At 67.2% G+C, this 12,138-nt stretch carries 11 protein-coding genes; 6 read left to right on the top strand and 5 right to left on the bottom strand.

Translation table 11 applies throughout. From position 1 onward, the window contains the following. Positions 1-57: 57 nt before the first annotated feature. Positions 58-888 carry an LLM class F420-dependent oxidoreductase gene (locus N536_RS0103445; protein WP_029112321.1) on the bottom strand — a complete coding sequence of 277 codons (831 nt, stop codon included), beginning with the start codon at positions 886-888 and terminating at the stop codon, positions 58-60. A gap of 168 nt (positions 889-1,056) precedes the next feature. Here N536_RS0103445 and N536_RS37345 point away from each other — a divergent pair, with 168 nt between their 5' ends. Continuing rightward, positions 1,057-2,238, top strand: a complete 1,182-nt coding sequence (locus N536_RS37345) for a YbfB/YjiJ family MFS transporter (protein ID WP_231514396.1) — start codon at positions 1,057-1,059, stop codon at positions 2,236-2,238. On the opposite strand, the gene N536_RS0103435 is transcribed toward N536_RS37345, so the two are convergent. Next, a complete protein-coding gene (locus N536_RS0103435) occupies positions 2,180-3,103 on the bottom strand; it encodes a LysR family transcriptional regulator (protein ID WP_029112320.1) in 924 nt (307 codons plus the stop codon). The two genes, N536_RS37345 and N536_RS0103435, sit on opposite strands and share 59 nt — an antisense overlap. A gap of 126 nt (positions 3,104-3,229) precedes the next feature. Between N536_RS0103435 and N536_RS0103430 the strand changes: the two genes are divergently transcribed. Next, on the top strand, positions 3,230-3,943 hold the full coding sequence (locus N536_RS0103430; protein WP_029112319.1) for an SDR family NAD(P)-dependent oxidoreductase: 714 nt from the start codon (positions 3,230-3,232) through the stop codon (positions 3,941-3,943). A gap of 1 nt (position 3,944) precedes the next feature. Further along, positions 3,945-4,304, top strand: coding sequence for a nuclear transport factor 2 family protein (locus N536_RS0103425; protein ID WP_029112318.1), 360 nt, complete (start codon positions 3,945-3,947; stop codon positions 4,302-4,304). On the opposite strand, the gene N536_RS0103420 is transcribed toward N536_RS0103425, so the two are convergent. Genes N536_RS0103420 through N536_RS37340 form a run of 3 tightly spaced genes read right to left on the bottom strand, consistent with a single transcriptional unit; the run spans position 4,301 to position 8,116 of the window. Further along, on the bottom strand, positions 4,301-6,505 hold the full coding sequence (locus tag N536_RS0103420; RefSeq protein ID WP_029112317.1) for a xanthine dehydrogenase family protein molybdopterin-binding subunit: 2,205 nt from the start codon (positions 6,503-6,505) through the stop codon (positions 4,301-4,303). The two genes, N536_RS0103425 and N536_RS0103420, sit on opposite strands and share 4 nt — an antisense overlap. Then, positions 6,502-7,479, bottom strand: a complete 978-nt coding sequence (locus N536_RS0103415; protein WP_029112316.1) for a xanthine dehydrogenase family protein subunit M — start codon at positions 7,477-7,479, stop codon at positions 6,502-6,504. The genes N536_RS0103420 and N536_RS0103415 overlap by 4 nt, the downstream gene beginning before the upstream one ends. Before the next feature lies 1 nt (position 7,480). Further along, entirely contained in the window at positions 7,481-8,116 is a 636-nt protein-coding gene (locus N536_RS37340; RefSeq protein WP_231514395.1) for a (2Fe-2S)-binding protein, read from the bottom strand. A 174-nt stretch (positions 8,117-8,290) separates the two neighbouring features. Here N536_RS37340 and N536_RS0103405 point away from each other — a divergent pair, with 174 nt between their 5' ends. The 3 genes from N536_RS0103405 to N536_RS0103395 all read left to right on the top strand — a co-directional run bounded on the left by N536_RS0103405 (position 8,291) and on the right by N536_RS0103395 (position 12,103). Then, positions 8,291-8,683, top strand: a complete 393-nt coding sequence (locus N536_RS0103405) for a DoxX family protein (RefSeq protein WP_029112315.1) — start codon at positions 8,291-8,293, stop codon at positions 8,681-8,683. 63 nt (positions 8,684-8,746) lie between these two features. Continuing rightward, positions 8,747-10,261 carry a serine hydrolase gene (locus N536_RS0103400; protein WP_029112314.1) on the top strand — a complete coding sequence of 505 codons (1,515 nt, stop codon included), beginning with the start codon at positions 8,747-8,749 and terminating at the stop codon, positions 10,259-10,261. Positions 10,262-10,375: 114 nt separating this feature from the next. Continuing rightward, positions 10,376-12,103: a hypothetical protein gene (locus tag N536_RS0103395; protein WP_029112313.1), complete on the top strand. Its 1,728-nt coding sequence runs from the start codon at positions 10,376-10,378 to the stop codon at positions 12,101-12,103. The last annotated feature ends 35 nt before the right edge of the window (positions 12,104-12,138 follow it).

Genomic DNA, 12,138 nt, shown 5'->3' with positions numbered 1-12,138 from the left:
GCACGACAGTGCCGAGGGAGCCTTGGAAGATTCTTGTGGTGTCGTGACGGCGCCTACTCAGCCTCGGTACTTGGCGACCTGCTCGGCGTACTCGTCCAGCAGTCGGAGCGAATCGTCCAGCGGCTTGGTCGGCAACAGGAGGTTCAGTTGGCCGTAGCCCAGGCCTTCGAGACCGGTCCAGTACTCCTGATCGATCGGCGTGCCGAAGGTCGTCAGCGGGACGTCGTGGCCTGCACCGTCGCGAATCTGGTCGACGCGGCGCTTGATGTGCTCGACGGGGAAGGGGTTCGAGATCCAGCCCGCCTCGTGGCGGATCACCCGCTTGACGGTGGCATCGGAGTCACCGCCGATCAGGATGGGCGGGTGCGGGTTCTGGACCGGCTTCGGACGAAGGTAGGAGGCGTCGAAGTCGACGTACTTGCCGTGGTACTCCGCGGGTTCGGCGGTCCACAGCGCCTTGATGGCTTCGATGCGTTCGTCCAGCAGCGCACCACGAGTTTTCGGATCGGTGCCGTGATTGCGCAGTTCCTCGATGTTCCACCCTGCGCCCACGCCGAACACGAACCGGCCGCCCGAGATCAGATCGATGCTGGCGGCCTCCTTCGCGGTGACGATCGGGTCACGCTGGATGAGCAGGGCGATGCCGGTGATCAATTGGATGCTGGTCGTGACGGCCGCCGCCGCAGCGAGGGTGACGAACGGGTCGAGTGTCCGGTAGTAGATGCCGGGCAGGTCGCCGCCCATCGGATAGGGAGTCTCCCGGCTCGCCGGAATGTGGGTGTGCTCGGCGATGGCCAGCGAGTCGAACCCGCGCTCTTCTATCGCGCGGGCCAGCGACACCGTGTCGATGGCGTCGTCGTTGACGAATGTGGAGATTCCGAACTTCATGTGCGCACCTAACTGACGTCGTCCGGCGTCGCAACGCCGGCCACCATGTCGATATTCCCGCGCCTCCTGTCTACACCCGACCATTTGGACGCAGCTGTGAGGCGGTGCCTCATAGCTGGGAGCAAACGAGTCGTGGCGCCGTCGTAGCGCGATGGCCACGATGACGGTATGGCCTGGCATCGCTCACACGTCCACATCGCCCGTGGCGCAGCGGCATTGGCGGCCGCAATGGGCATCGGGCGGTTCGTCTACACACCCATCCTGCCGCTGATGACGTCGCAGGCCGGGTTGAGCCCGGCAGGCGCGAGCGGTCTCGCGACTGCCAACTACGTCGGCTACCTCGCAGGGGCGCTCGCGGGTGTGGCAGCACCCCGGCTGATCCGGACCACCACCACATGGCGGTTCGCACTCATCGCCATCGTCGCGAGCCTGGCGCTGATGCCGCTCACGCACGACGTCATCGCCTGGCTGGCGATCCGCACCGTCGCCGGGTTCGCGAGCGCAGTGCTGTTCGTCATCGCCGTCGACTGGATGCTGGACCACGCCCGCGGCCGGTCGGCGCAGCTGCCGGGGTGGGGCTTCGGTGGTGTGGGCATCGGCATCGCCCTGTCCGGCGCCATGGTGCTGGTCCTGCCTGCTGCAGGGTGGCGCACCGCGTGGTGGGCGGCGGCGGCACTCGCCGCCGCGGTGGGGGCGATCGCATGGCACATGCGTGGCGCGGGTCCTGCGCCCGCCCCCACCTCGGTCGAGCGAGCGGGCCCGCGGCGATGGTTCCTGGTTCTGCTGGTGTGCTACACGCTGGAAGGGATCGGGTACATCATCGCCGGAACGTTCCTCGTCGCGGCCATCGGCCAGGCCTCACCGGGCTGGTTGGGCAACGGCGCCTGGTTGCTGGTCGGGTTGGCCGCCGCACCGTCGGCGGCCCTGTGGGCGATGGCGAGCGCGCGCTGGTCACGCCCGGCGCTGCTCGTCGTGGCGCTGGTCGTTCAGGCCGCGGGAATCGCCCTGCCCGCACTCATCGGTGGCACCGCATCCGCGTTGATCGGCGCAATGGCGTTCGGCGGCACGTTCATTGGAGTGAGCACCATGGCGTTGGCAGCGGGCCGGGCGCTGGCCTTCCCCGGCGCCGTGGCGGTGCTCACCGCCGGGTACTCGGTGGGTCAGATCGTCGGACCGCTCGTGGTGACACCCCTGTTGCATCATGGCTTTCGCTACGCGCTGCTGACCTCTGCAGTGGTGGTGGCGGCGTCGGCGCTCACTGCCGCGTGGTTGCGGTTGGGCTGCCGTGAACTCAGCCCGCCGATGCGCGGTGCGGATCGTCTGCAGGCAGCCACATTCCCGGTTCGGTGAGGCTGGATCCGTCGACGCCCGCGGTGAAGGCATCGGCGACGGCGTGCACCAACGGATTCGGCTCGCCACGTCGCCACACCAGAGACCACGTCCACATCGGAATCGGGTGCTGCACCGGCCGCCGCGTCATGTCCGGCGGCGTTGCGTCGTTCTGCCCCTTGGGATTGTTCAACACCGGACGCCGGAGCCTGCGGACGTGGTCGTAGAAGGTCGAACCCGTCACTCCCCCGTCGTCGACGCGGCTCACCCGGGCGCCGGTCTCGGCCGCGAACTGCTCGGCAAACCTGTTCCACGACGACCAGCTCGCCTCATCGGCGTCAACCAGCACCGTCAGGTCGGCCGCGGCGACGGGTGACGAGTCCCGTCCGACGTTCAACGCGTAGAGCCGGTCGGCGCCGACCAGTCGGGCCTCGAGTCCCAGCGTGTGCAGATCGGCCTTCTCGACCCAGCAGATCGCAAGGTCAAGGCTGCCGTCCGCGACGCGCGCAGCCTGTGCATGCGAGGGCATGACCCACGTGTCCATCCGGACCTGCGCCACGCCCGCGGCCCGCTCCGCCCAGTCCGTCGGGCACCACTGCACGTACCCGATCCGCACGGGCTCCGACGACGACAGACCCAGCGCGTGGCGCCGTAGCTCGTCGGCCTGACCGACCAGGGCCCGCGCCCGCGGAAGCAGCGCCGAGCCGGCGGCCGTCAACGCCACCGAACGGCGGTCGCGGTCGAACAGCTGGACCTTGAGGTCACGCTCGAGCGCCTTGATCTGTTGGGAGAGCGACGGACCCGCGATGCGCAGCCGTTCGGCGGCCCGGCCGAAGTTCAGCTCGTCGGCCACGGTGACGAAGTAGCGCAGCTGTCGCAGCTCCACACGGGTCAGCGTAGTGCAGTGCGAGCCTGCGCCTACCAGCAGCGAGCCAACCGGTCCTGCCAATCCGGACTTCGGGTGGACCACGTCGCGTTCTGGTTGGCATCATCACGAAGAAGGAGCACGAACATGACTTCCACTCCACGCGTCGCACTCATCACCGGCGCATCGCAAGGAATCGGTGCGGGTCTGGTCGACGGATACCGCAAGCTCGGCTATGCCGTCGTGGCGAATTCCCGCACGATCGACCCCAGCGACGACCCAATGTTGTTGACCGTGCCGGGGGACATCGCCGAACCCGGCGTCGGCCGGCGCATCGTCGACGCAGCGGTCGAACGCTTCGGGCGGATCGACACCGTGGTCAACAACGCGGGCATCTTCATCGCCAAGCCGTTCGCCGACTACACCGACGAGGATTACGACGCCATCACCGGCGTGAATCTCCGTGGCTTCTTCGAGGTCTCCCGGGCAGCGGTGGCGCGGATGCTCGAGCAGGGTGACGGTGGCCATCTCGTCACCATCTCGACGACGCTGGTCGAGCACGCCAACTCCGGAGTGCCGTCTGCACTGGCCTCGTTGACGAAGGGCGGCCTCAACGCCGCGACGCGGGCGCTCGCGATCGAATACGCCACGCGGGGAATCCGTTCCAACGCAGTGGCACTCGGCGTCATCAGGACGCCGATGCACGGGCCGTCGGAATACGATGCCCTGGCGGCGCTGCACCCGGTGGGTCGCGTCGGTGAGGTATCCGACGTCGTCGACGCCGTGCTCTACCTGGAGAACGCGCCGTTCGTGACCGGCGAGATCCTGCACGTCGACGGCGGCCAGAGCGCGGGCCACTGACATGGACGCCGCTCAGGTCATCACCGAGGTCATGGACGAGTGGAAGGCCGGGATCGACAGCCACGATCCCGGCCGGGTGTCCGCCGTGTTCACCGAGGACGCCGTGTTCCAGGGGCTGCGGCCCTACGGCGTCGGCCGTGACGTGGTAGTCGAGTACTACGACTCCCAGCCCGCCGGCATGACGGTCACCTACCGCGTCCTCGAAAGCCGCAGTCCTGCAGACGATGTCGTGCTCGGCTACCTGGCCGCGACGTTCAGTTACGCCGACCGTCCCGCGGTGGACGCGACCATCGGTGTCGTGCTCACCCGGCATGGCGACGGCTGGCAGGTGGCGCAGTACCAGGCGTCGGCCGCCGTTTAGGCTTCGCGCAGCAGATCTTCGGGGTGGATCGGTAGGTCGTGGATCCGGATGCCGGTGGCATTGAAGACGGCGTTGCCGATGGCTGCAGCCGAGCCGACGGTACCCAGTTCGCCGACACCGCGTGCCCCGACGTCGCTGAAGTTGGTGTCGTCGCCGTCGAGGCAGACCGCGTCGATGTAGGGAATGTCGGCGTTGACCGGGACGAGGTAGTCGCCGAGGTTGGCGCACGCCATCCGGCCGGACTCCTCGATCGGGTTAGCCTCCAGCAGGGCGTGGCCGATGCCGAAGATCACGCCGCCGACGACCTGGCTGCGGGCTGCCTTGGCGTTGATGACGCGACCGATGTCGACGACCGTGGTGAACCGGTTGACGCGGGTTTCGCCGGTGAAGGCGTTGACCCGCACTTCGCAGAAGTGGGCTCCGAAACTGTGCGCGGCGAAGCGATTCGGGTCCGGGACCGAGTCGTCGCCGGTGGTGGAGGCCTCGATGCCGGGCATGCCCAGTGCATGCAACAGGTCCGCGAAGTCGATGGTGCTGCCACCGGTGTGCAGGGTGCCTGCGCGATAGGCCACCGGCGCGGAGGCCTCCGCCAGCGGCGAGCGCGGATCGGCGGCCGCCGTGTCGATGAGCTTCTGAATCGCCGCGCCGGCAGCCGCACGGGCGATGGGTGTCATGCTGCCGGTGGCGCGGGATCCCACTGCCCCCGCCCCGGGCGGCAGCGTGGTGTCGCCGACGCGCGCGACGACGCGGTCGAGCGGCACACCCACCGCGTCGGCAACGACGATGGCCAGTGCCGTGGCCGCGCCGGTGCCGATGTCGCTGGTGGACGTAGCGGCTTCGACGGTGCCGTCGTCGCAGAACCGGACCCGGACTTCGTTGGCGCTGCGCCCCGCCTTGTAGATCGCCGACGCCATGCCCATCCCTATGAGCCATTGCCCGTCGCGCCGTGACCCGGGCACGGCCGGCCGCTGGGCCCAACCGAACCGGGCCGCGCCGACGCGGTAGCACTCGTCGAGCCGCTTGCTGGTCCAGACCAGCTCTTCCCCGGGCACCGTGGTGGTGTAGTTCCGTAGCCGCAACTCGACGGGGTCGACGCCGGTGGCCACGGCGAGTTCGTCCATCGCCGTTTCGATGGCGAACGCCCCGGGCGCTTCGTGCGGGGCGCGCATCGCCCAGGTTGGTGGCACGTCCATGGTCACCAGCCGCTGGTCGATGTGCATGTTCGGGGTTCGGTAGAGCATGGCGGTGGTGTCCGCGGCCGGCTGCATCGGCCAGCCGCCCACGGCGGGGCCCTCTGCATCCGACTGGTGACTGACGGCGGTGAGCACTCCGTCTCTACTAGCGGCTAGCCGCACGATCTGGCGCACGGTGGAGCGGTGCCCGACGATGGTGAACACCTGGGCGCGGGTGAGCACCAGCTTGACCGGGCGGTTCAATGCCCGCGCAGCGGCTGCGGCCAGGACGACGTCCGACCACGTCATGGCCTTGCTGCCGAACCCGCCACCGACATAAGTGGATACGACGCGCACCTGGTCGGGCCGGAGGCCGAGCCGGCCGGCGACCGAAGTAGCGGTGCTGGCTGGCCGTTGCGATCCGGTGTAGAGGGTGAGGTGGTCGCCACGCCAAACCGCAACGGAGGCATGTGGTTCCATCGCAGCGTGGTTCTGCTGGGGCTGGCTCGTGATGGTCTCGACCAGCACGTCGCCAGCTTGCAACGCCTCCTCGATCGAGGTAACGCCCGGGGCGAGGAAGGTCCGCTGCCCCGGGTCATCCCCGGCGATGCTGGTGCCCGGCCCGGCGTCGGTCAGGGAGGTCCTAGGCGCCCGTTGTTCGTAGTCAGCGGTGATCACTGCCGCGGCGTCGCGGGCGTCTTGGAAGCTGTCGGCGACCACGACGCCGATCGTTTGTCCGCGAAAACGAACATCGCGATCCTGCAGCGGCTGGTAGTTCTCGCCGCGTCCGCTCGGATCGGGATAGAGCCGCAGCGGGTCGAACGGCGAGTAGACGGCCAGCACGCCCGTGGACTTCGCCGCCGCGGCGGTGTGCATCGCGGTCACACGGCCCAGCCCAATGGTCGCCTGCACCAACACCGCATGGGCCATCTCGGGTTCGCGGTAGTCCGCGGCGTAGCGGGCGCTACCGGTGGTCTTGGCGCGGCCGTCGACACGGGAGATCTGGCCACCGATCAGCGGGGCGGTCACGAGACGTCCGTGATGTCGGCCAGAGCGCGGGCGATCGCTCGACGCAGCATGTGGGGTTTGAAACCGTTGTGGTCCAACGGCCTCGCATCGGTGGCCGCTGCTGCAGCGGCCGCTTCGAACACCGCCGCGCTCGGCGGCCTGCCGATGAGCAGGTTCTCGACCTCGGGCAGGCGCCAGGGCACGGTGGCCACGCCGCCGGCTGCCACCCGTACCCGTGTCATGACGCCGCTGACCACGGTGACCGCGGCGGCCACCGACGTCAGCGCAAACTCGTAGGACTGCCGATCCCTGACCTTCAGATAGCCCGATCGGGTGCCGGAAGGCAGTCGGGGCACGGTGATGGCAGCGACCAGTTCCCCCGATCCCAGGTCGTTCTCGACGTGCGGGGTGGAACCCGGCAACCGGTAGAACCGATCGAGCGCCACGGCGCGTTCTCCGCGTGGGCCCTGCAGCACCACGGTGGCCTCGGCCGCCACCAAGGCGACGGCGACGTCACTGGCATGGGTTGCCACGCACGCATCGGAGGTGCCGAGTACCGCGTGGGCACGGTTGTAGCCCGTCACCGCCGGGCAGCCGGAGCCGGGGTCGCGCTTGTTGCACGGCACCGTCGTGTCACGGAAGTATCCGCACCGGGTGCGCTGCAGCAGGTTTCCGCCCATGCTCGCCATGTTGCGCAATTGCGGGGACGCACTCAGCTCCAGCGCCTGACTGATCAGCGGGAAGTCCCGGCGAACGCCGGGATGCTCGGCGACGGCGGCCATGCGCTCCAGCGCCCCGATCCGCAAACCGTCGGCGCCGGTGGTGATCCCGGTCAACGGCAGTCCGTTGATGTCGACGACGCGGGCCGGTGTGAGCACTTCCAGTTTCATGAGATCGACCAGCGTCGTACCGCCGGCCAAGAACATCGCGTCGGTCGCGGTGTGGTCGGTCGCCGCGCGCACGGTGCGCGCGACGCTGAACGCGTAGGGCCGCATGTCAAGCCATCCGATCCCGGGCCGTCTTGACGGCCTCGACGATGAAGGGATAGGCGCTGCATCGGCAGAGGTTGCCCGACATCCGCTCCCGGATCTGCTCATCGGTGCCCGCGTTGCCTTCGTTGAGAAGTGCTGCGGCGGACATGATCTGGCCAGGGGTGCAGAAGCCGCACTGCAGTCCATCGTGGTCGATGAACGCTTGCTGTACTGGGTGCAACCGGTCTCCGTCGGCCAGGCCCTCGATCGTGACGACGGTGCGGCGGTGCAGGGTGGCGGCCAACGTCAGACACGACAGCACGCGCTTCCCGTCGACGTGCACCGTGCAGGCCCCACACTGGCCGTGATCGCAGCCCTTCTTGGTTCCGGTCAGGTCGAGCTGGTCGCGCAGTGTGTCCAGCAGCGTGGTCCGTGGGTCGATGTCAAGGCCCTCGGCGGTGCCATTGACGGTGCACTCCACGTGCACCGTGTGCGCGTCGCCGGCGGCCATTTCAGTGTCGTCGCCGCTGAGCTTGGCCACGGCGACCGCTGCGCCCGCCGATGCGGCGACTGCGGTGCCGGTCCAGCCGAAGAAGCGTCGCCGCGAAACGCCAGAGGACGGGGAGGCTGGTGAATCAGTCTGTTCTACAGAGTCATTCAACGAAACGGCCCTCCTGCGCGGCGATGACGGTCACCCGGATCGGTGACGTCCAGACCTGATGCTGACATCGTTCAGACTGGACGACGCCGACTTCATAGGGAACTCATACGTAGCCACATATGAATCGCCTATGAGTGAGCTGACACGGCTGCAGCGGGGCGGTACGAACGGGGCATGACTACCGCCACGCTCGAAGCGCGCATCAGTTCCCGCTCGGCAATCGCCCTGTCCGTCTTCCGCATTGCGGTCGCCCTGCTATTCGTGATGCACGGAACTGCAACGCTATTCGGATGGCCGCACGGTCAAGCGGCCGCACTCGGCGCGTGGCCGGCGTGGTGGGCCGGCGCGCTCGAGTTGATCCTCGGCACCCTCATCGCCATCGGATTGTTCACCCGGCAGGCAGCATTCATCGCCTCCGGCATGATGGCGGTCGCCTACTTCTGGATGCACCTGCCCGGTGGCTTCTGGCCCATCGTCAACGACGGCGAACCTGCCGTCCTGTATTGCTTCGTGTTCCTGTTGCTGGTCTTCACCGGCCCCGGCGCGCTCGCGGTGTCTCGGCGTTGACCCGCCGTAAAACGGACCACCGGGATCGGGTGACGTTCCGCATGGTGCCCAACTACCGTCGGTCTGGTGAGGGTGTCCGGATCACGCGTCGCCCGCGTCTCCGCGGTTGGACTGCTCCTGTTCACCCTAGCCGAGGTCCCTTCGTGTGGACGGGCGACGCACCCGCCGTCAAGCAGCAGCAGCGCGCCTGCTGCCACCGCGCCGGCGGTGACCGCGCCGGCGGTGACTCCCGAGGGTGACTTCGCGGCGGTCTCTCGGCTCGTGGCCGATGCGATCGCGGCACGTCGGTTGCCCGGGGCGGTAATTCAGATCGGGCACGCTGGCAGGATCGTCTTTCGGCAGGCGTTCGGCTTGCGCAAGCTCGCCGGCGAACCCGGACTCAATGGTTCGCCCGCACCCGCTGAGCCGATGACCGAGGACACGATGTTCGACCTGGCTTCGTTGACCAAGAGCGTGGCGACGACCACCGCCTTCCTGCAGCTGTACGAGCGGGGTTTGGTTGGGATCGACGATTCCGTGCAGACGTACCTTCCGGACTTCAACCCGACGAACGACCCGCGAAGGGCTCGGGTGACCCTCCGCATGCTGCTCACGCATACATCCGGCATAGCGGGCGACCTGAGCCTGGATGGTCCGTGGGGACTCGACGGTGCCGACAAGGCCGAGGGCATTCGCCGAGCCGTCGCCGCGTGGGTGGTATTCGGTCCCGGAGAACTCTTCCACTACTCCGACATCAACTTCATTCTCATTGGCGCAATCATCGAGCAGATCACCGGCGAGGCATTGGACGACTACATACCGGACAACGTCTTCGCGCCGCTAGGCATGGTGAACTCGCGCTATCTGCCCGCGGCCAAGGCATGTGGTCCACACCAGATCCGGGGTACGGCGGTCGCTCTCGGCCAGTACCCACCCTGGGGAGGCCAGTGTCCGGCAGGTGCCTGGAGCACAGAACTCCTGGCGCGGATCGCTCCGACGGCGCGCGACGAGGACACCCCGGTCCTCAACCCCGACTACGGCCACCAACTACGCGGTACCGTGCATGACCCAACGGCACGCCGCATGGGTGGAGTGGCCGGCAGCGCCGGTGTGTTCTCGACGGTCGACGACATCGGCCGGTTCGCCCAGGCGCTTCTCGACCGCCTCGCGGGTCGGCCGAGCATCTTTCCGTTGACCCGATCCACCGTCGAGTTGATGACGACTCCCCAGCAGCCCGGACACACCGCCGAACAACTCCGGGCAGCGAACGACGCCAACCGGGCAGCCATCGAACGGACTCCCAACACATCTGATCCGCGTCTCGCGCCGCACTATCCGGCGATACCGGGACAAGACCTACGCGGCCTCGGCTGGGACATCGACACGGCGCACTCCAGACCGCGCGGCATGATCTTTCCCATCGGCAGCTTCGGGCATACCGGCTTCACCGGCGTGACGTTGTGGATGGACCCGGGCTCGGACACCTACGTGGTTGTCCTCGCGAACGTGATCCATCAACCCGGCGGCCCACCGATTGCGGGTCTCAGCGGCGAGCTAGCAACAGAAACGGCCCGGGCCCTAGGCCTTTACGGAAACTAGCGTGGCTCGTCGGCCGAGGTGATCCCAATTCTCGAGTAGCGCACTACTCACCACACCGAACGTCGACCGTTTGATACTTGCACCCGTCAGTTCACACTGGGGTAAGGGGCATCCATGGATCCGCGGTTCGCAATCAGCACGGTCAAGATTGGAAATGGCATCGACATTGGCGAGGCGCTGTTGCCTACGATGACCCACCACTACGACGACGAGAGTTTCGGCGGTGTGTGGGCGCATCCGACCGAGCGGGTTCTAACGTTCAGTGACAACGCATTTGCGGCACCATTCGTCTACCACGGTGGCCCTGTCGGGGGCATCAGCACGCCGGTGCGGCTGATATTTTGGGGTAACTGGTGGTTGACGGCGGACGGAGTAGCTCGCCGCGACCTGGTCATAACCCGGACGCAGGCGATGCTGAACAGCCACTACTTCGATCAGCTCGACCAGTACTACATTGCAACGCCGCCGGTTTGGGGCGGTGACGCGAAGGTCGTTATCGAGCCAGGACCGCCCGGCGCCGTGAGCGCGAATGACGCGCAGGACGCCGTGCTCGACATGGTTGACAACTTGATCGACGACGGCGAGTTCGGCGACCCTGACGACGGACCGCGGATCGCCTTCATCGTCTGCATGCCGCCCGGGTTCGTGTGTACGAGGGCCGACGGAGCCCACAAGTACGACTACGACTGGGATTTTCCGTTCGATACCGACAACTACTGGGCCGGTTGGTGCCGTTACTACGACCCCGCCGTAGAAGACGTCGAGACGATGATGCAGACGATTGCGCACGAGATCGTGGAGATGATCACCGATCCCGAAATCGACGGCTGGCACACGGATCTCGAGAGCGATGCCACTGGCGGCGAGATCGCCGACATCGCATTGTCCATGGACGGTTCAGGCGGTCAAGTGTGGCAGTCTGCGTGGGTCAATGATGTCAACGTGCAGGCGTATTGGTCCAATCGGCACAACGCAACCGTGATCCCAATCGACCAGGATTACGGGGCTCGAATCACCGGGACATCGGCGGAGGTGGAACGCTCGCTGGTACAAGAAGGTGGCTTTCGGCCCGAAGCGTCGGACTCCGCGGCTTGCAGTACCTCGCTTCCGGAGTGCTGCATCGACGACCGCGAATACTGGTGGGCGGTCTACGACGTCACCGCGGCCGTGCGGCTGGAGCTGGACATCAGACGTTACCGCGATCCGCTGGTGAGCTGGACCATCAATGGCCTTCCGGCAGTGGGGAACAACCCGCTGACCGTCACCGTGGATTACGACCAGTTCAACGGGCGGGAAACGACGTCGGCCAACGGGCCGATCGACATCCACTTCAACGAACATGGCCGGAACCTGGACATCACGGTAACCGGCTCACAAGCCAACTTCGATCTGGAGATCGCGTGCACCGTCACAGAAGGTGCGATCACCGGCAACCCGACGTCGCGGCTCGCCGCGACCACCCGGATCACTGCGGGCGTCGTGGGTGCCGTGCTGGAGGTGGAGCAGGCATACATCGATCAAAAGTCGGACTGCTTGACGGCAATGTTGCGGCGCTACATCGAACAGCACGTAGTGACCGGCAGGGGCTGGCGACAACGGGGAATCAACTACGAGAAGGAAATTGGATCGCTCGTACTGCCCGGCTACGCGCACTTCTCGCAGTATCTGCAGGCGCGCCAGGCAGCCAAGGCGGCCCACGCGGCCTATGCGCTGTTGGAGCCCGAACATGCGCGGGTCTTCGTCGACGACCTGATCGCCGGCATACCCGCGTTGGCAGGTGCGATGAACCGACGCCAGGTGGTGACGGCGGGTAAGCGGTTCACCGCTGCGCGATTCGCCTGACGGCTCATTATCCAACGGGAGCGCTGCGCCGGGTT

The sequence above is a fragment of the Mycobacterium sp. URHB0044 genome (genome assembly GCF_000620625.1).
Lineage (GTDB): Bacteria > Actinomycetota > Actinomycetes > Mycobacteriales > Mycobacteriaceae > Mycobacterium.
This window is presented reverse-complemented; position numbering and strand designations above follow the sequence as displayed.

Bases quoted from the DNA above. Each gene is read 5' to 3' on its own strand.
- N536_RS0103395 (WP_029112313.1), top strand. From the start codon at position 10,376: ATGGATCCGCGGTTCGCAATCAGCACGGTCAAGATTGGAAATGGCATC.
- N536_RS0103405 (WP_029112315.1), top strand. From the start codon at position 8,291: ATGACTACCGCCACGCTCGAAGCGCGCATCAGTTCCCGCTCGGCAATC.
- N536_RS0103445 (WP_029112321.1), bottom strand. From the start codon at position 888: ATGAAGTTCGGAATCTCCACATTCGTCAACGACGACGCCATCGACACG.
- N536_RS0103425 (WP_029112318.1), top strand. From the start codon at position 3,945: ATGGACGCCGCTCAGGTCATCACCGAGGTCATGGACGAGTGGAAGGCC.
- N536_RS37345 (WP_231514396.1), top strand. From the start codon at position 1,057: ATGGCCTGGCATCGCTCACACGTCCACATCGCCCGTGGCGCAGCGGCA.
- N536_RS0103430 (WP_029112319.1), top strand. From the start codon at position 3,230: ATGACTTCCACTCCACGCGTCGCACTCATCACCGGCGCATCGCAAGGA.
- N536_RS0103415 (WP_029112316.1), bottom strand. From the start codon at position 7,479: ATGCGGCCCTACGCGTTCAGCGTCGCGCGCACCGTGCGCGCGGCGACC.